Source organism: Gordonia sp. VNK1, assembly GCF_040049135.1.
GTDB lineage: Bacteria > Actinomycetota > Actinomycetes > Mycobacteriales > Mycobacteriaceae > Gordonia > Gordonia oleivorans.
On record NZ_JBDZDJ010000008.1, the window covers coordinates 183,453 to 202,110 of the forward strand.

Here is an 18,658-nt window from a genome sequence, read left to right on the forward strand (position 1 = left end):
TCACCGGTCCCCGAAGATGACCTCGAGGTAGTGGGCGTAGGCCTCGGCGACCTCGTCGTCGGTGAGACCGAACTCCGCGAGGGAGTACCGGTGCACGCCGTGGGAGTGCTGGCGGTGTGACTCCCGGTGCCGCGTCATCTCGGCCCGGGTGTCGGCGCCGAGGTCGATGCCCGCTGCGGAGTAGATGCGTTCGACCTGCGCCAGCGGGTCATCGATGAGGTCGTCGTAGTTAACGTCGACGAATCGGTCCGGGTGACGTTGGCGCACGGCGAGGGACCGTTCGGCCATGTCGACGTTGCGGTGCAGCCAATGCCGCGCAACCGCTTGTGCGTCAACGTGATCGGAGAACATCGAGTGTCCGTGGGCGAGCATGCTGGAGAAGGATGCCGTCGTGCGGACCGGATCCCGATGGGTGCCGACGATGACCGCTTCGGGAAAGACGTCGAGCAGGGTGTCGAGATGCTCGAGATGAGCCGGAGTCTTGAGGACCCAGTGCGGTCGGCGATCCTGTTGGGCCAGCACCTGCAGCAACAGCTTGAGGTAATCGTAGGACGGTCGCGGGTCCTGTTCGGCGAGCCAACGCGCATACGACGGCACGTTCAGCATCGCCTCGGGCACCTGCGACAGCAACGAATACTCTTGCAGCAGAACATCTTCCTCGGGACCGTCGGCCTCCACCGCGTGGATCGCGAAGAACTGCGGGTTGAGGTAGCGCAGTGACCACTCGGCGGCCTTGGTCTGTGCGATCCGCATCCACGGACGCCGGCCCGGACGTTCCCACCGGTGCGGCAACAGGTGCACGACCTCCCACGACTGCACCGCACGCATCCGGGAGTCCGATCCGATCAGCCTGTGCAGCATGGTCGTTCCGCTGCGTTGCAGTCCGGCGATCACGATCGGTGGGGTGATCGGTTCGTCGGCGATCTCCGGCCGGCGCGTGAGGAGTTCGGCCACCCGCAGTCGGGTGCCGAGCAGGCCGGTCAGACGCGCCCGGATCACCAGCGCACCGAAGTAGGAGAGGTCGGCCTCGTCGATGATGGATCGGGTCAGCACCTCGAGGGCTTCCTCGGTGAGCGGGTCGGCCTGCCAGGGCAGTCCGGCGACCCGGGATGCCCGCGCGCGCAACGCATCCGCCGAAAGTTCCGGTCCGTGGCCGCGGTCGGCCAGGCGTCGTCCGATCGCGTTGAGTGCGGTGATCGGCCGGCGTTGAACGGGAACGAAACCGTCGGTCACGGAAGATCTCTCACCTGCGAGACCGGCACGACGCGGGTGCGCGGCTGCGGATGATCGGTCGCCCGAATCCATCGGAACGTCATGCCGCCACTCGAATGTCCGGTGGTGTGAATCCAATTGGCCACCCCGGGATCGGTGTGGGCGACGACGACGCGCACACTGCCGTCCGGACGGTAGCCGGCGGTGTGCTTGTTGACGTGGATCGTGGAGTACCGGTAATCCAACGACTCCAGCCAGTGGTTGTCGAGTTGGAAGTTCCACGCCTCGCAGTCGGGGATCTCGGCGTCGATGACCAGCGCCTCGTCGGGTCCGAGCCGCCAATAGCTGTGGTAGTAGATGATGTTCGGATCGCCACCGGCCTTGGTGGAACGATCCGGGTCGAACATCGGCAGTTCGTTGGTGTGTTCGGCGAAGTCGTGTGCCCACTTGGCGAACAGCATCGACGCACCGGCCACCAGCAGACTCGCCTTGCCCAGCCCGGCGTCGAGCTGCGCGGCCGTCAGCGGTGCCGGTGCCGGCGGGCTCGCGTCGGTGCCTTCGGCGGCGTCGTCGATCAGGTCGATGCGCAGGTCCGCGGGCGTCTCGGTGTTGCGGTCGGCGAAGGTCTGCCGCACGATCAGCAACCCGGACGCCTCCGTCATCGGCAACCAATTGCCCTCGTGCTCAACGGCACTCACGATCAGCTCGAACCGACCGTCGGCGCCGATGGCCAGATCCGAGGCCTCCACGTATCCGGTGGTCGGCATCTGGCCACCCTGTCCGTAGTTGCCCTCCTGGGTGCCGAAGCCGAGGTAGTCGACGGTGCCACGGGTGCCGGAGATCCGGTAGCTGAGCGTGCCGTCGATGGTGGCGTTCTGGTAGTGGTTGTCGGGATTGTCCGAGCCCATCTTGGCGGTCTCGTGAATCATCCGGCGCAGCACCGGGGCTCGCGGGTCGGCGTACTCGACGAAGGCCTCGAGTCCGGCACGGGTGAGCCGCGACAGGTAGCGGTAGCCCTCGGCCTGGGTCAGCGGATCGGTCGGCGTGCCCGGGTACATGATCGACGCGCCGGCCGATTTCAGCGTGTCACAGAACTCCTCCCACGCCTGCCCGGACGCGACCCGCGCCTGCGCGACGTCGTCGGGCGTCGTGCCACGAAATCGGAGCCACGCGATGCGGGCGCGGCGGAATCCATCGAGGGCGGAGGTTGCCAGCGTGCGGCCGTTCATGGGCCCACCCTACGGCGAGGTCGGTCTGCTCAGAACGACTTTCGGGCGGTCTTCGGATCCCCGTAGGTGATCGCACGTTCGCGTCGGGTGTCGGTGAGCAGGGTGGCCGCCCACGTCACGACGGTTCCGGTGCGGTTGCGAACACCGGCGAGGAAGGCGATGTGGATCGCGCCCCACGCCAACCAGCCGATGCTCCCGGACAGCTTCAGCGGCCCGGTCTGCAGGATCGCATTCTTGCGGGAAATGTATGCGGCGGTGCCGAAGTCGCGGTACTTGAAGGGTGGCCGGTCGGTGTCGCCGGCCACCACTCCGGCGATCACCGCACCCGCATGCCGCCCGCCCTGCATGGCGACCTCGGCGACCCCGGGCAACTTCTGGTACGAACTCATGTCGCCGACGACGAAGACCTCCGGATGCCCCGGCACCGACAGGTCGTCGCCCACCGGGATGGTGCCGCCCCGGTCGGTGGTGACGCCGAGCGCGTCGGCCAGCGCCCCGGCGAATGGGACGGCCTCCACGCCGGTGGTCCACAGTGTGGTGCGCGCGTCATATCGGCACACCTTCTTCGTGGCCTTCTCGGTGATCTCGACGGAATCGGCATCCACATCGGTGACGTGCACGCCGAGGTGCGTCTCCACACCCAGGCGGTCGAGGGTGCGCTGCGCCTTCGCCGACAACGTCGGACTGAACGAGGGCAGGACCCGATCACCGCCGTGGAACAGCATCACCCGGGCCTCGTCGGGGTCGATGCTGCGGAACTCGCTCTCGAGTGCGACGTGCGCCAATTCCCGTATCTGCCCGGCCAATTCGACACCAGTCGGACCACCGCCGGCGACGGCGAAACTCAGCCACGGACGACGCTGCTCGGCGTCGGGCAGGGATTCGGCCATCTCGAAGGCGGCCATGATGCGTCGGCGGATGGCCAGGGCGTCGTCGAGCGTCTTCATCCCGATGGCGTGCTCGATGAGATCCTCGTTGCCGTGATACGACGTCCGCATCCCGGCCGCCACCACCAGGTAGTCGTAGGTGACCTCGGTGACCGTCGAATCCATCCGGGTGACGGTGACGGTGCGCGCCGCCGGGTCCACCGCGGTCGCCTCGGCGCAGAACACCTCGGCGTTGCGTTGCCGGCGCAGCAGATGCCGGATCGGGCTGCTGATGGAGCCCTCCGACAGCAGTCCGGTCGCGCATTGATAGAGCAGCGGCTGGAACAGATGGCTGGTGCCGCGGTCGATCACCGTGACCCAGACGTCGGCTCGGCGCAGACGCCGGGCGGCGTTCATGCCGCCGAAACCCGCTCCGATGATGACCACATGCGGCCGGCCGCGCCGGCCGGAGTCGGATACACCCACCCCGCCGATTGTGGCAGAAACCCGGCGAGGCGGTGGCTGTCCGCGGTCGGGGTCAGCGGGAGGCGGGAACCGCGCTGGTCACCGCAAGGGTGGCCGCGCTCGTCGCGGCGGTCACGGTGAACACCGACGGCCAGGCACCGATCTTCTTGGCCAGCGGGTGCGACGCCCCGAATGCCACGAGATAGGTGCCGAGCAGTCCGGCGGCGACGGCCGGCCCGCGGGAGCGCCATTCGTTGGTGCAGTACGCGCCGACGGCCGCGAGAACCATGCCGCCGAGTTCGCGGCGACCGGTGTAGCGGGCGGCGGCGTACCCGCCGACGAGGCCGACAGCGACAGCGGGAACCGTGGGATCGAGAGCCATGGCCGAAAGCCTACCCAAGGGGCGATGGCCGGCGGTCTCGGGCAGGACTCATCCGGTGATCAGATAGTCCTGCTGCATCCGCTTCCAGAGCACGAGGTGCGGATCGGTGGTGGGATCGCGTCGATCGATGAGGTAGGTGGTGGCCGCTCCCCTCATGCTGGAGAACAGGATCGGGTAGAGCTCCGGATATCGCGGCGCCGACGTCAGGGTGGGGCCGAGGAAGTCGGCGACGACGGCGGCCACGGTGCGGCCGATCTCCCGCTCGGCCGGCAGCAGGACCGTGCGCAAGGACTCGTTGGTGCGGGCGGCCACCCACAACTCCATCGACGCCACGAAATACGGCTGATGGAAGGTCGACCACCCGAGGTCGGTGGCCGCCGAGATCCGCTCCACCGGATCCTCGGGCCAGTCGATCTGTGCGGGCAGTTCGGCGATCCGGGTCCGCGCGAGATGCCCGACCGACGCGGTCAGCAGGGCGTCCTTGGACGGGAAGTGGTGCAGCATCCGGCCGCGGCTCACGCCCGCCTCGGACTGGATGGCGACGGTGCTGGTGTGGGCATAGCCACGCTCCACCAGCACACGCAGTGCCGCGTCGAGGATCAGGGTGCGGGTCTCGTCGCTGCGCCGCTGCCGGGGTGCCTCCATCGGGGTGAGCACACTGTTCGGGGTGAGCGCACTGCTCGGGCGCATCGTCACCGGGCCAGTCTACGAGCCGGATTCCACCACGGGCCTGTCGAGACGTCAGAAGTCGAGAATGTGGGGCAGACCCGCGCGATAGCGATCCCGGTCGGCGGCCTTGATCGGGTCGAGGACCGGCAGGTCCCACAGCGGGAACACCGGAGCGGGACGGGCCGGGCTGTCGGCGGCGTCGAGGATCGCATTGGCCGCGCGTCGTCCCGCTTCGTTGGCCCCCTCCATCGTCGCCAGGTCGATGTTGGTGCGCACATGATCACCGCCGATGAACAGGTTGGGGATGGAGGTGGCTGCGGTGGGACGGTGCTGCAGCGAACCGGCCGTGTTGACCATCAGCGGTGTGGCGTTGGCGATGGTCGGTGACCAGGTGATCCCGGGATCGAGTGACCAGGTGACGATGTCCTCGCTGCGCAGGATGCGCCGCGAGCCGGAGTTCATCGCGCGCGCCATCTGCGCCCACACCTCCTTCGCGATCTCGTCCCTGGTGCACTGTTTAGCCTTCTTGCCGAACAGGATTCCCGGCGTCTCCCAGTCGGAGATGTCGATGGACAGGCAGTCGTGCACCCGGCCGTCGCCGTAGGTCCGGGCGAAGTCGACGTTCCACGGACCGGCCTGGAACAACCCGGTGAGCGCCCAGGGCGTGCCGAGCGAGGCGATGTGCCCGGGCGGCAGGTCCGACCTGCGGGACAGGAAGTATTGGATTCCCACCATCCAGTCGTCCTCGAGATGACGAATGCCGCCGAGTTCCGGTGCAGCCCCGAGGATCTCCGGCGTCAGCAGTGGCCGGAGCCGGTCGATCGGCATCGCCGCGACGTAGAAGTCCGCGGCCACCGCCCGGCCCCGGGAGGTGCGCGCCCCGGCGATCTGACCGCCCGACACGTCGAATGCCGCTGCGCCCTAGCCCATTTCGAATCGAACGCCGCGGTGCCGGAGATGGGCGACCCACGGATCGATCCACACGTGATTGGTGGGGCCGTTGAGGATTCGGTCGACACCACCGTGGACGAGTCCCGCGTCGTACCGGCCGATCAGGCCGGTCGCGGAAACGGCCAGCGCCCAACCGATCTGGCCGATCGTGCGTGCCGATGCGGTACCGGATTTGGCGGCCACCAGCGCGCGGGTGAGGGCGCCGGCCAGGTACTTGCGGTAGGCCGGCGACTTGCCGTCGGCCTTGACGAACTGGACCCAGGACTGCTTCTCCCACTGGCCCACCTTGCGTTCGTCACTGCTGGTGGCGATGATCAGTTCGCGGTTCACGAAGTACGCCAACTCCTGTGGCGGGATGTCGACGACGAACTTGAGTCCGGTGGTCAGCGCGTTGCGTAGATTCTCCAGTGTCGCAAGCGAACCCGCGTGGGTGATCGATCCCATGATCGATGCGGGCGCGACGGTCGGCGCGTACCCGGATTCGTCGAAGGCGACGATCGCGGTCTCGACGTTGATCAGGTGCCGGTCCTTGACATTGCCGCCCGGCACCGGGATGCGTTGCATCGACTCGGTGACGTGCTGATAGCAGCCGGGGAAGAAGCGGAAGCCGTGCTCGCCGGGAAGCGGAAGCCGTCCGCCCGCGGCTGTGCCCGGGACGTCGTGACTGCGGGCCTTGCCACCGAGGTAGGCCGGTTCGTACACGGTGACCGCGAAGCCGCGTTCGATGAGCTCGTGGGCGGCGGCGAGTCCCGCCATGCCGCCACCGAATATCGCCACCGAGCGTCGTCGACCCGCCGCGGGCGGCACCGCACGCGCCGACGGCACGCTCACACCGGGCATGGCGACGGCGGTCCCGGCCAGCACCGCCGCGGCGGCGGCACCGGTGAGCAACGACCGCCGGGAGACTCCCGACCCTCCGCCCGATCCGTCGATTCTTTCGTCACCTTCGGACATGGCACGGCCCTCCCGACCTCGGAACAGTCAACTCTGACTCTTTCGATGTGATGTGTACCACTTTCGAGGAGCGGGTGGGACGGAACCGGCGAAGTGTCTCGCCACCGATGGTCCGGTCTCCGCGATGTCACACTGGATTCATGCCCGATGCGTCCCCGCACCCGAACCCCGGCGCAGCCCGGTGACCGGCCCGGCTTCTCCCGATCCGGCGTTTCCCGATCCGGCCGTCCCCGATCCCGCCGTCCCCGATCCCACCGTCCCCGATCCCACCGCACCCACCCACGACACCGAACCGATCCCCGGCTCCGCGGCACCCGCCGACGCCGCAACCCCCACGATCCTGCTGGTGTCGGGCACCCACGCCGACGCCCTCGCCGACGAGTTCGGCCGGTACCGCCGCGACTACCACGTGCGTTGCGTGGCGTCGGCGATCGAGGCGATCGTGGCACTCGGTCAGCTGGCCGGTCGTGGTGATCCGGTGGCGCTCATCGTCGCCGATTCCGAGTTGCCCGACATGCCACTCATGGAGGCGCTGCACACCTTTCGCTCCATCACACCGACCGCACGCCGCGTCGTCGCCATCGCCTGGGAGACCTTCGCGGTGACCTCGGCGGCGCTGCGTCCGGCGCTGCGCAAGGGCAAGTTCGACACCTTCCTGCTGATGCCGCGCGGCGCCCGTGACGAGGAGTTCCACTACGCGATCACCGAGATGCTGTCCGACTGGGGCTCGACCATCGCCGCCCCGGTCGTCGAGGCCGTCCGGATCATCACCGACGAGCCGACCGCACTGACCCTCGAGATCCGGGACATGCTCGATCGTTCGGGCATGCCGCATCGCACCTATCCCCCCGACAGTCCGGCCGGGCGTGAGGCCCTCGCCGCGTACCTGCCCGACCCCGACGATCCCACCGCCGAACCGTCGTTCCCGCTGCTCCAGTCGATGGTCAGCCTCAACCACGGGATGGTCATCGCACCGTCGTCGGCCCGCGAGGTGTCGGCCATGCTCTACGGGCGGCCCTCGGATGTGGACGAGGAGGCGGTGGTGGATCTGGCCATCGTGGGCGCCGGCCCGGCCGGTCTGGCGGCCGCGGTCTACGCGGCCAGCGAAGGACTGTCGACGGTGGTGATCGAATCGTCGGTGATCGGCGGGCAGGCCGGCACGAGTTCGATGATCCGCAACTACCTCGGTTTCCCGCGCGGGATCTCCGGGATGCGGCTGGCCCAGCGGGCCCGGGTGCAGGCGGTGCGCTTCGGTGCGCGGTTCTACTCCGGGTGGCCGGTCCACAGACTCGAACTCGGCGGCCTCGAACCGGGCGGCCTCGAACTCGGCAGCGAGCACACCCCGCACCGCCTCGTCACCGACGGCGGCGATGTGCGCTCGCACGCCGTCCTGATCAGCAGCGGCGTCGACTACCGACGGGTCGGCGTCGACTCACTGGAGGCCTTGGTCGGCGTCGGCGTCTTCTACGGCGCGGCGATGTCGGCGGCCCGCGAGATGGAGGGCCGCGACGTGATCGTCGTCGGCGGCGGCAACTCGGCCGGTCAGGCGGCCATCCACCTGGCCCGGTTCGCGCGGTCGGTGACGATCGTGGTCCGCCGCGATGACCTGTCGGCCACCATGTCGCAGTACCTGATCGGCGAGATCACCTTCCATCCGCGCATCAGCGTGTGCGGTCGATGCGAGGTCGTCGACGGCGGCGGCGACGGTTCGCTGGACTGGGTGACGCTGCATCATCGCGACACCGGCGAGGACGAGCGACGCGCCGTCGGCGGGCTGTTCCTGCTGATCGGTGCCGAACCGCACTGCGAATGGGTCTCCACGGAGATCGCGCGCGACGATCACGGCTTCGTCCTCACCGGCCGCGACGTCCCCAAGAACCGATGGGCCGACGGCCTGCCCCCGGCGAACCTCGCGACCAGCGCCGCGGGGGTGTTCGCCGCCGGCGACATCCGCGCCGGTTCGATGAAGCGGGTCGCGTCGGCATCCGGTGAGGGCGCGAGCGTGGTGCCCCTGGTCCACGAGTGGGTGGAGACCTGCGTGCGGGCCTGAGCCCACCCGGCGACGCCGCCCTTCGTCGGAGCCGGTCTACCGCACATCCTTGGTCAGGTGAACCAGTGCGTATCCACCCGAGGTCGGTGTTCGGTGTGTCTCCCGGAAACCGACTCTGGCGTACAGCCGCAGGTTGCCGACGCTGCGGTCGCCGGTGAACAGGCGCATCTCGCCGACTTCGGGAGGCAGCCGCTGCTCGGCCAATGCCAGCAGCCGGCTACCCAGACCCTGGCCCTGGACATCCGGAGCGACGACGAGCCGGCCGAGTTCGGCGATCGTCGTCGCGGGATCGACGGTCACCCGGACGGCGCCGACGAGACGCCCGTTGGTGTCCCGGAGCCCCAGCGCCAGGACGTTCGACGCCGAGAGCTCGGTCGTCACCTCGTCCGGCGACTGCACCAACGGGGGTCGCCAGACATCGTCATGCGCCTGGGCCTCGGTGACGTAGGCGGCACGCTGCAACGTGAGCAACTCGCCGGCGTCGGATGCGGACAGGATCACCACGGCGGTTTCCATGACAGCCGATCAAGTCAGAGCGTCACGGTCGGACCGCCCGCACACCGCGCGTCGAGACCCGGGCGCGATCGACTCAGTCGAGCGAGGCGAGGAATTCCCGGACCCGTGGCCAGGTCTCGCGGGTCGCGGCATCACCGGCGATGAGACCGAGGTGACTGGTCTCCACGGTCGCGAAATGGACCTGCTCGGAGTCGGCGAACAGGTCGACTCCGTGCCGGGCGGCGGCCCAGCTGACGATCGCGTCGCGGTGGCTGCCGAACAGCTGGATGGGTGCGGTGATGGACGTCAGGTCGACGAGCCTGCCGTCGAAATTGAGCACCCCGGACGCGAGTTCGTCGCGGTAGATGAAGTTCTCCCACATCTGCAGCGATACCTTGCCCGCATATCCCGGCATCGTCGTCTGGAAACGGTCGATCACCTGCATCCGCGCCAGCGCATCGGTGTCGTGGGCGTTGCGCATGATGTAAGCGGGTTTCTTCAGTTCCCGCTCCCACGCCGTCGCCCGGTAGGCGAGCCGCACCAGCGGTGCCGGGATGCCGCCGAGGGCGCGCAGCGCACCGGAGATCAGGGTGCCGCCGGTCGGCTTCATCAGCGTCTTGACCAGCGGATACGGCGGAACCTTCGCGTAGTCGAGGGGCGTGCCGATGGCGGTGATCGACCGGATCGGCAGTTCCGGATGCGCGGCCGCGGTCAGGAACGTGATCGTCCCGCCGATGCTCCACGCCATGAGATCGACGAGGTCGCCCGTCGACGACGCGGACGCCTCGTCGCCACCGTGATAGTCGGCGAGAACCCGGCCGACGGCCTGGGGCACGATGTCGTCGAAGTAGTCGGAAAAGCCCATGTCACGGTCGGCGCGCCCGACGTCACCGAAGTCGACGACGTAGGGCACCCGTCCGTCCTCGAGCAGCTTCGCCACCACCGACTGCCCCGGGCCGAGGTCGTAGCAGCGGGCCGACACCGCCAGCGGCGGTACCAGCAGCACCGGGGGACGACCGGCGACGCGCGCCGCGGCACGATCGGCGTCACTGCCGTATCTGCGCAGTTCCCGGTGCTCACCGGTGTGCAGGACGGTGTGCTCGGTCTGCACGTCGGGGGCCACCTGGTGGCCTCCCAACATCCGCAGGACGAGGAGCGCACCTTCGGCGGTGGACGGCGCCTCGTTGTCTTTCGGCGCGATTGCGGGGCTCGACATCCTGGCGAATCTACGCGACGCACCCATCGGCGAGGCGGCAGCCCTTTAGGACGCGTGCTCGCGGGACTCGTCGTCGTCCCAGAAGTTGACGGCGTCGAGACTGCGGATCAGCCGATCGCGGGCGTCGGCGAACCGGGCGTGGATCTCGGTCCGGATCGAGGCCTCGTCGCCATCGCGCAGAAAACCGATGAGTCGGCGGTGGCTGGCGACGGCCTGGCGGCCCCACTCCGGATCGTGCGCATAGAGCTGATGCGGTGAGTACTTGTTGGCCTCGAACAGGAACCAGGCGAGTTTCTTGCTGTGCGCCATCAGATTCACGTGACGGTGAAAGGCGAACTCGCGATCGAGGACCCGATCGGCATTGCCGGTGTCGACGGCGGCCTCGAGTTCATCGACGATGGTCGCCAATTCCGTGAGGCTGCGCGCCAACTCCGGATCGGCGATGGCGTGGGTCGCCAGGCGCGCCGACAACTCGGCCTGCATCCAGAAGAGGTCGACGATGTCACCGCGTTCGAGATTCTCGACGATGAACCCGCGATGAGGGGACGACCGGACCAGACCTTCACCCCGCAGCGTGACCAACGCCTCGCGGACCGGCGTGACGCTGCATCCGAGCGCGGACGCTGTCTCGTCGAGCCGGATGAACTGACCGGGACGGATGTCTCCGGTCATGATCCGGGTACGCAAGTGGTCGGCGACCTCATCGGTGAGCTGTTTACGACCGAGCCGCACAGCTGCCATCGCCTTGTCTCCTCTCGTCATCCCCGACCGCACTTCCCCTACCGAACCTTATTGTCTCGTGCCCGAATTCGTCGATGCGTTCCCCGATCGGGACAACCGAACGGGCATTGCGCGTCACACGATCGCCCTGTCGTGACGGATCCGGTACCGCAGATCGCGCATCATCGCGCGGCTCCCGCCGAACCGAATCGACTTCGGCAGGGGTGCGTTGACCACGGAGACGGTCCAGAACAGCTGCGCGAATCGTCGTCGATCGGTCGCGGTCCACTCCACGCCCAGTTCCTCGCGGAACAGCGGCGGCAGGAAGCCGATGGTCAGGAACCGCAGCAGGTCGACGAAGGGCAGGCGGACCAACGGGTTGATCATCTTCAGGTCCACCAGGTCGTTGAGGAAGGCCCGGGTCCGTTCATCGATGGAGACCCGTTCACAGGCGACGTTCCAGTAGTGGTCGAACTCCGCGCGCGAGGCGGGCCACATCTCTTCGGGCACCTGCAGGGTGGTGCCGAGAACCTTCGACGACTGGTAGAACTCCTCGGCCTGCGTCTCATCCATCGTCCCGTGGATCAGTTGATAGGAATCCTCGACGCCGACGAACAGGCAGGCCGCCACCCACATCTGGAGTTCACGGTTGAAGGCGTTGTAGCGGACCGGGCTGTTCTCGTCGGACCGGACGTGACGATGAGCCGTGTTCACCGCCGCGCGGAACGCGGCCCGCTCCTCGTCGGTGCCGAGGATCGCGACCGCGAGGTACTGGGTGGTGGTCCGGGCCCGTTTCCACGGGTGATGCTGCAGCGCGCCGGACTCGACCTTGCTCTCCAGCACGCCGTAGGCGACCTCGGGCCACGACAGCTGCATGATCACGTTGGCGGCGGCACCGGCGAACGACCAGAAGTCGAGCGCCTCGGTGACCTTCGCCGTCGTGTGCCGGCCGATGGCGTGCCGCCTGCGCCGCGGGATCGCGATACGCGTCTGCGCGTTGGTGAGGACCGCGGTCGTCTCGTCGAGATCGGGCAGGTAGGTGGTGGCCATGGACGTCTTCTTTCTCGCGAGGCCGGACCACGAGCGCGTCCGCCCGGGTGACCGACCGAGTCGCCGGGCGGCCCGCCACGCGGGTGACTCCGGCCGCCAGGCGACTCCTGTGCCGTAGTGGTGCCCCGACGATCATCCCGCAGAGGAGTGTCCACTTGTGACTGATATCTCAGGTTTCTCCGGTAAGGCTAACATACTTAAAATATTAAATGTAGAGTCGGTCGCAGCGTCGGGTTCCGTCGACCGGGCATACTCATCGGCGATGACCTCTCACGACCCGACCGCAGCGCCATCCGAGGACACCGGCGTCGTCGCCGTGGTGGGCACCCTCAATCTCGACCAGGTGATCCGGGTGGATCGACTTCCGGCCGACTCCGAAACCGTCCTCGGCCTGTCGCAGACCGAACGGCCCGGCGGCAAGGGCGCCAATCAGGCCCTCGCCGCCGCCGGTCACGCCCGGGTGGCGTTGATCGGTGCCGTCGGTGACGACACCGCGGCGCAGACGATGCTGACCCATCAGCGATCCGCCGGCGTCGACGTCGACCACATCCACCACGCCGAGGGCATCAGCGGACGGGCCGTCATCGAGGTCGACGCGCACGGCACCAACCGCATCATCGTGCTGTCCGGCGCCAACACCGACCTGCCGGTCGACCACACGCTCACCGCATTGGACGCACTCGATCCCGACGTCGTCCTGACCCAACTCGAGTGCCCCATGGCGATCACCGAGGCGGTGGCCGACTGGTGCCGCAGCCACCGGCGACGATTCATCCTCAATCCCAGTCCGGTTGCACCGCTGGATGATTCGATTCTCACCATCGCGGATCCGGTGATCGTCAACGAGGTCGAGGAGACCTACTACGGCGGTCCGGAGAAGCTGGGCTCGACGTGTCGCAGTGTGGTGATCACCCGCGGTGGCGCCGGGGTCGTCGTGATCGACGACGCGGGTGAACATCACATCGAGGTCCGCGCCGTGACGGCCACCGACACCACCGGTGCCGGTGACGTCTTCGCCGGAGTCCTCGCCGCCCATCTCGCCGGTGGCCTCGACCTCCTGGACGCCGCCCGGCACGCGACAAGCGCGGCAACCGAATTCGTCGAGCGTGGTCCGGCAGCACACTGAGCCAACCTGACCGCCTCGTTCATACACGCACCCGTTGACAGCGCTCACCTCGCCACTGACAGCGCCATCCTCGCCACTGACAGCGCTCACCTCTTCACTGACAGCGCCCGGCTCGGCACTGACAGCGCTCTCCCCAACGTTGACAGCGCTCTCCCCAACGTTGACAGCGCTCTCCCCATCACTGACAGCGCTCGGCTCGGCACTGACAGCGCTGTGCTTCCATATCGAAGACCGCAGGTGGCCGTGACCGCTCGCCGTATATCGTCCGACGACGCCAACTCCGCGTATTCGGCGTCCGATACGTCCGTATTGGGATTCAATTAGCGCACTACGAATGCCACGGTCGGGTGAGCCGGAGGACGAGTCTCGATGTCTGAGAACAGAAGTGTCTCGACGACCCAGAGCACCAGCCCGAAACGCACCCTCCGCATCGCCCTTGCCATGCGCGGTGGTGTGAGCATGGCCGTCTGGATCGGCGGTGCCGTCGCCGAACTCGATCTGGTGCGGCGGGCATCGTTGACACCAATCCCCACTCCTGGTCCCCACGCTTCACCAGAGCATCACCGTGCCCACGTCTATAAAGAGCTTCTCGCGGCCGCCGGCTTCGACAAGGTCGAATTCGACATCCTCGCCGGGGCGAGCGCGGGCGGACTCAACGCTGTGCTGTTTGCCCTGGCGCAGAGCTACGGCGTCGTCACCGACGACATTGTTCGCGACATGTGGCTGAAGGATGGTGGCCTCTGGGATCTGTTGCGGACGCCCGACAAGGAAGCCGAAGCGGACGGCAAGCAGCGATCAGGATTCAGTGCGGTCGACTCGGTGCTGTCCGGCGACGGCCGGTTCCTGACGCTGGCACGCGAAGCCATCGAAATAATCGTCGGGGAATCCTGGAATCCGCCGCAGGCAGAAGAATCCTCCACGGTTGGCCGAGTCCAACCACAGGATCGACTGACCGTGGAGTTGGCAGCCACCGTGCTGCCCGACCCGAAGCGACGGAGCATGCCCTCCCGCGCAGGGTTCTCATTCACCCGTCGCCCAGGTGGACTCGGATCGACGTACTCCACCATCCCCGGAGCAATCGACGTCGACCAGAGCGCGGCCATACATGCCCAGGAACGTATGGCACTGAGCATGCGCGCCACCTCGTCATTTCCGGGCGCATTCGAGCCGGCGTCGGTGCACTCGTCGCAACCGACTCCCATGACCGACCTTTCTGCGCCCGGTGACATGCAGCCGGTCTTCTCGTTGTGCCGTGAGGCCAACGACGCCGACGATCCATTCCTGGTGATCGATGGCGGTGTCTTCGACAACATCCCTATCGATCGCGCCGTTCGCGCAATTCAGCGCGCATCGGCCACCGATCCGACGCAACGTGTGCTGATCTACCTCGATCCGCAACCACCGTCACAACCCGAACCGCAACCTGCACCGTCGCCGGCGAAGAAGGGCACCCGCGCACGCAATCAGTCTGCGCAGCTGAGTCGCTGGCTCAACGTCATCACCACCGGAATGTCACTCAAGCAACGTGAGGAGTCCGCAGCCGACGAGATCACGTACATCCGCGAGCACAATGACTCCGTCAAGGAACTCCAAGGACGGCTGGACTCGTTGGCGGCCTGGCTCTCCAATCCCGGGACGCGGCTGCCGAACATTGGACTCCGTGACTATCTCGCGTCGCGTGCGGGAGCCGACGCCGAACGGTATGCCCTCATCCTCACGAAACCCAATGATGTCCTCGTCAGCCCAGGATTCCCCGCCCAACCTTGGGTCCCCGTCAATGCCGAAGCCAGCCTCGCGGTCGCCGAAGCCGTCGAGAGGGCATACGCTGCTATCTCATCGCGCTCAACCACGCTCGACCGTCACGCGTGGCATGTCGTCACGATCGGCGATGCCGGTGCCGCAATCGACGCCTCGCTGTTCCTGATCGCGTGGACGCGAATGCTCCAGGACACGGACACTGTCAGCTGCAACGATGCTCCATTGCTCCGAAGGGTCAAACGATGCCTGTACCGTTGCCTGTCAATACTTCTCCGCGTACGGCGTCAGACCGTGGATGACGCCGTTCGCAGCACCACCGACTCAGACGCGTTGTCGACGGCAATCGTCGCAGGGATAAGCCATCAGCTGTTTCTGACGCTCGATCAGGGTCTCGACAGTCTGTTGAATCATTCTGAACCAGGGGATGATTCGGAGTTCTACGTACATCTGTCATCTGCTTTGGGAATGCCGGGAACTGCCACAGCGTCAACAGCGATCCCCCATTCGGCCCAGCTACTCACCACCGTGTGGTCACGCCTCGACTCGTATCTTCGTGCGCTAAGGACCATCCACCCCGGCCAGGCCGAACGCAACGATTCGGAGTGGTCCGATTCCATCTACAACGCACTGCGCCAACGAGTATCGGCGCACTCACACTCGGCGTATGAGATAACCCGCTTACTCTCGGTCAGCGGCGTCCCCGGCGGTCAGTCGATGATTCGCTACCACGAGATCACAGGCAACCAGACCCCCGCGCTGGACAACGAGCACGTCTCCGAGCTGCGGTCCGCAGCCATCCACTCACAACTGGCTTCCTGGTTACGCAAGAACACCGCCCTGGAGCACATCGACCCAGAACAGTTGTCCGCGTGGATGTCTCACGTCGAGGGAGTCAACCGGGCCGAGGACAAGCTGTGTGGAACACCGCTTGCGCGGTTCGCCGGCTTCTTCGACTGGCGCTGGCGCTCGAACGACTGGACGTGGGGTCGGATGGATGCTGCCGCAGGGATCGCCGATCTGCTGGAGGCGACCGCCCGCGACGAGAATGAGGAACAGTCCACAGCGTCCGAATCGGATTCCACCGCACGGGACCTGCAGCAGTGCATCTTCGCCGACCTCCCGACCTCGCTGGCGATGCCGCCGCGCGGGATGGGTGTGATCACCGGACTTCCCTCGTCCTATCGTGTCGGTCTGGTGTCACGTGCGTCCAGCCTGGTCATCCGCGCCCTACAGCCCGCCACCGTGAAACCGAGCGTCGTGAAGAAATCGATCGTGGTCGCGGCGGTGGCCGCGTTGCGGGTCATCCCACCACTTCTCGGACTTCTCGTCGATCCGATCCGACTCGCCATCGCCCTGGGAGCAACTCTCCTCGCATCGGAAGTACTGCCGGGGGATTCGGGCACAGATGAATCCAACTGGAGGGTGTTCGGGTTCCTGACGACGCTTGTGGGCTTGGGCATCGGCTGGCGATGGTGGGCGGCTCGGAAGAAGTGGCACGGCATGAATGAGAGATGGGAACGCGCCAAACAGGTGTTTCCGGCCGAACGTCAGCGTGTGTTCACAGACTGGCGTCGCGCGTTCACGGAGGCCCAGGGCCGGGCCCGTCCCTACCTGTGGGTGACGCTGTGCTTCGGGGTTGCCTATGCGTGCATCGGTATCGCGCTGTGGCTCCTGGCCACGGTGTTGGCATGCCATCCGATGGAAGCTGCACTCGCCGTGTGGTTCCCGCTGCTCGGCCTAGCCGGGTGGTTGTTCGTTGTCTGTACCCGGGTGACTCCACCTCGATCTGGCCATGAGGCCGGCCGTGTCGGCCGATCCGCCGCACGGCGGCTTGCTTTCTGCTGCGCGGCCGGGTTGTTGATCGTCGTGGTGGTCCTCGGTATCGGTATCGACATCTCGCTGCCCGGCACCATCGCCTCCGCTGTCAGTGTGGCATCAGTGCTCACCGCAGCACTCGTCGCCTGCTCACTGTGGGGCTGGGTCCCCCTCCGGGAGACATACACCTATGCCGCGCCCGCAGCTCTGCTCGCAGGCATCGTGACCGGTGTGGTCGCCCACTGCTGGGCGCAGAACAACGTCCTGGTGATCCTGGTCCCGGTGGCAACGTGGTGGATCTGGATGGCCGTTTTTCTCGGCAACGTCACACCCCTGTCATCCAAGGCCATGGGCCTATTGCCTGAGGAGTCGTCCGACGACACTGCGAGCACTGCCAATCCCTCGTAACGTCGACACCATGACGTCCGACCACACCCGCCACCTGATCCGGTACGGCGGGACCTTCTCTCCGGAGCTGATCGCCCGCGCGGAGGGCAGCTTCGTCTACACCGCCGACGGCCGACGCATCCTCGACTTCACCTCGGGGCAGATGTCGGCGATCCTCGGGCATGCGCACCCGGAGATCGTCGCGACCATCTCCCGGCAGGCCGCCACCCTCGATCATCTCTTCAGCGGCATGCTGTCCGAGCCGGTGCTGGAATTGGCTGCACGCCTGTCGGATTCGCTGCCCGATCCGCTCGACAAGGTGCTGCTGCTGACCACCGGCGCCGAATCCAACGAGGCCGCGATCCGACTGGCGAAACTCGTCACCGGCAAGCACGAGATTGTCTCGTTCGCCCGCTCCTGGCACGGCATGACGCACGCGGCGGCCGCGGCCACCTACAGTGCGGGACGCGGCGGTTACGGTCCGGTCGCGGCGGGCAATTATGCTCTTCCGACACCGGATTCGTTCCGGCCCGACTTCACCCACGCCGACGGCACCCTCGACTGGGAACGGCAACTCGACTTCGGATTCGGTCTTATCGACGCGCAGTCGGTGGGTTCGCTGGCCGCCTGCATCGTCGAACCCATCCTGTCCTCCGGCGGCGTCATCGACCTCCCGCCGGGCTATCTGGCTGCGCTGCAACGCAAATGCCGGGAGCGGGACATGTTGCTGATCCTCGATGAGGCACAGACCGGGCTGTGCCGGACCGGCACCTGGTACGCCTTCGAACGCGACGGTGTCGTCCCCGACATCATCACCCTCTCCAAGACGCTGGGCGCCGGCCTGCCCCTCGCCGCCACCATCACCAGCACCGAGATCGAACAGGCCGCCCACGAACGCGGCTTCCTGTTCTTCACCACCCACGTCTCCGACCCGCTCGTCGCCGCCGTCGGCAACACCGTGCTCGACGTCCTCGAACGCGATCACCTCGATACCCGTGCGACACACGCCGGAAAACTGTTGCGCGACGGCCTGCTTCGCATCCAGGAACGTCACAGTGTGGTGGGTGACGTCCGCGGCCGCGGGCTGCTACAGGGACTCGAGCTCGTCGACTCCGACGCCGACCGCCTCGGCGCCCAAGTCACCCGCCGATGCTACGACCTCGGATTGCACATGAACGTCGTCCAGCTGCCCGGCATGGGCGGCACCTTCCGGATCGCGCCACCCCTGACCGCCTCCGACGACGAACTGGAACTGGGTCTGTCGATCCTGGAGCAGGCCATCGCCGAACTCGACGCGTGACCCCGGCAGCCGC

13 protein-coding genes and 1 pseudogene are annotated in these 18,658 nt (G+C 67.1%); 4 read left to right on the plus strand and 10 right to left on the minus strand.

The window, feature by feature from the left end; genetic code table 11:
• The 6 genes and pseudogenes from ABLE94_RS12665 to ABLE94_RS12690 all read right to left on the minus strand — a co-directional run bounded on the left by ABLE94_RS12665 (position 1) and on the right by ABLE94_RS12690 (position 6,728).
• Positions 1 to 1,233, minus strand: coding sequence for a sulfotransferase family protein (locus tag ABLE94_RS12665; RefSeq protein WP_348808905.1), 1,233 nt, complete (start codon positions 1,231 to 1,233; stop codon positions 1 to 3).
• On the minus strand, positions 1,230 to 2,441 hold the full coding sequence (locus ABLE94_RS12670; protein WP_348808906.1) for a DUF1214 domain-containing protein: 1,212 nt from the start codon (positions 2,439 to 2,441) through the stop codon (positions 1,230 to 1,232). The genes ABLE94_RS12665 and ABLE94_RS12670 overlap by 4 nt, the downstream gene beginning before the upstream one ends.
• A 29-nt stretch (positions 2,442 to 2,470) precedes the next feature.
• Positions 2,471 to 3,724, minus strand: a complete 1,254-nt coding sequence (locus ABLE94_RS12675) for an NAD(P)/FAD-dependent oxidoreductase (protein WP_425476196.1) — start codon at positions 3,722 to 3,724, stop codon at positions 2,471 to 2,473.
• Between the two features lie 121 nt (positions 3,725 to 3,845).
• Entirely contained in the window at positions 3,846 to 4,154 is a 309-nt protein-coding gene (locus ABLE94_RS12680; RefSeq protein WP_348808908.1) for a hypothetical protein, read from the minus strand.
• 48 nt (positions 4,155 to 4,202) lie between these two features.
• Positions 4,203 to 4,844 (minus strand): TetR/AcrR family transcriptional regulator, encoded by a 642-nt coding sequence (locus tag ABLE94_RS12685; protein ID WP_348808927.1) that lies wholly within the window; start codon positions 4,842 to 4,844, stop codon positions 4,203 to 4,205.
• A 51-nt stretch (positions 4,845 to 4,895) separates the two neighbouring features.
• Positions 4,896 to 6,728, minus strand: a pseudogene (locus ABLE94_RS12690) (hydroxysqualene dehydroxylase).
• A 124-nt stretch (positions 6,729 to 6,852) separates the two neighbouring features.
• On the opposite strand from ABLE94_RS12690, the gene ABLE94_RS12695 reads away from it, so the two are divergent.
• Positions 6,853 to 8,778: an NAD(P)/FAD-dependent oxidoreductase gene (locus ABLE94_RS12695; protein ID WP_348808909.1), complete on the plus strand. Its 1,926-nt coding sequence runs from the start codon at positions 6,853 to 6,855 to the stop codon at positions 8,776 to 8,778.
• 36 nt (positions 8,779 to 8,814) lie between these two features.
• Here ABLE94_RS12695 and ABLE94_RS12700 read toward each other — a convergent pair whose 3' ends face one another.
• From ABLE94_RS12700 to ABLE94_RS12715, 4 genes are all read right to left on the minus strand, one after another.
• A complete protein-coding gene (locus tag ABLE94_RS12700) occupies positions 8,815 to 9,294 on the minus strand; it encodes a GNAT family N-acetyltransferase (protein WP_348808910.1) in 480 nt (159 codons plus the stop codon).
• Positions 9,295 to 9,367: 73 nt separating this feature from the next.
• Positions 9,368 to 10,489, minus strand: a complete 1,122-nt coding sequence (locus ABLE94_RS12705) for an alpha/beta hydrolase (protein ID WP_425476192.1) — start codon at positions 10,487 to 10,489, stop codon at positions 9,368 to 9,370.
• A 45-nt stretch (positions 10,490 to 10,534) separates the two neighbouring features.
• Positions 10,535 to 11,230 (minus strand): GntR family transcriptional regulator, encoded by a 696-nt coding sequence (locus ABLE94_RS12710; protein WP_348806252.1) that lies wholly within the window; start codon positions 11,228 to 11,230, stop codon positions 10,535 to 10,537.
• A 114-nt stretch (positions 11,231 to 11,344) separates the two neighbouring features.
• Complete coding sequence (locus ABLE94_RS12715) at positions 11,345 to 12,259, minus strand: oxygenase MpaB family protein (protein WP_348806251.1); 915 nt, start codon at positions 12,257 to 12,259, stop codon at positions 11,345 to 11,347.
• 262 nt (positions 12,260 to 12,521) lie between these two features.
• Between ABLE94_RS12715 and ABLE94_RS12720 the strand changes: the two genes are divergently transcribed.
• The 3 genes from ABLE94_RS12720 to ABLE94_RS12730 all read left to right on the plus strand — a co-directional run bounded on the left by ABLE94_RS12720 (position 12,522) and on the right by ABLE94_RS12730 (position 18,645).
• Complete coding sequence (locus ABLE94_RS12720; protein WP_348806250.1) at positions 12,522 to 13,385, plus strand: ribokinase; 864 nt, start codon at positions 12,522 to 12,524, stop codon at positions 13,383 to 13,385.
• A gap of 369 nt (positions 13,386 to 13,754) precedes the next feature.
• Positions 13,755 to 17,366 (plus strand): DUF3376 domain-containing protein, encoded by a 3,612-nt coding sequence (locus tag ABLE94_RS12725; RefSeq protein ID WP_348806249.1) that lies wholly within the window; start codon positions 13,755 to 13,757, stop codon positions 17,364 to 17,366.
• Between the two features lie 10 nt (positions 17,367 to 17,376).
• Positions 17,377 to 18,645, plus strand: coding sequence for an aspartate aminotransferase family protein (locus ABLE94_RS12730; protein WP_348806248.1), 1,269 nt, complete (start codon positions 17,377 to 17,379; stop codon positions 18,643 to 18,645).
• Positions 18,646 to 18,658 lie beyond the last annotated feature (13 nt).

Coding starts and splice junctions, on each gene's coding strand:
- ABLE94_RS12705 (WP_425476192.1), bottom strand. CDS start 10,489: ATGTCGAGCCCCGCAATCGCGCCGAAAGACAACGAGGCGCCGTCCACC.
- ABLE94_RS12710 (WP_348806252.1), bottom strand. CDS start 11,230: ATGGCAGCTGTGCGGCTCGGTCGTAAACAGCTCACCGATGAGGTCGCC.
- ABLE94_RS12675 (WP_425476196.1), bottom strand. CDS start 3,724: ATGAACGCCGCCCGGCGTCTGCGCCGAGCCGACGTCTGGGTCACGGTG.
- ABLE94_RS12730 (WP_348806248.1), top strand. CDS start 17,377: ATGACGTCCGACCACACCCGCCACCTGATCCGGTACGGCGGGACCTTC.
- ABLE94_RS12695 (WP_348808909.1), top strand. CDS start 6,853: ATGTCACACTGGATTCATGCCCGATGCGTCCCCGCACCCGAACCCCGG.
- ABLE94_RS12685 (WP_348808927.1), bottom strand. CDS start 4,844: ATGCGCCCGAGCAGTGCGCTCACCCCGAACAGTGTGCTCACCCCGATG.
- ABLE94_RS12715 (WP_348806251.1), bottom strand. CDS start 12,259: ATGGCCACCACCTACCTGCCCGATCTCGACGAGACGACCGCGGTCCTC.
- ABLE94_RS12720 (WP_348806250.1), top strand. CDS start 12,522: ATGACCTCTCACGACCCGACCGCAGCGCCATCCGAGGACACCGGCGTC.
- ABLE94_RS12680 (WP_348808908.1), bottom strand. CDS start 4,154: ATGGCTCTCGATCCCACGGTTCCCGCTGTCGCTGTCGGCCTCGTCGGC.
- ABLE94_RS12725 (WP_348806249.1), top strand. CDS start 13,755: ATGTCTGAGAACAGAAGTGTCTCGACGACCCAGAGCACCAGCCCGAAA.
- ABLE94_RS12670 (WP_348808906.1), bottom strand. CDS start 2,441: ATGAACGGCCGCACGCTGGCAACCTCCGCCCTCGATGGATTCCGCCGC.
- ABLE94_RS12700 (WP_348808910.1), bottom strand. CDS start 9,294: ATGGAAACCGCCGTGGTGATCCTGTCCGCATCCGACGCCGGCGAGTTG.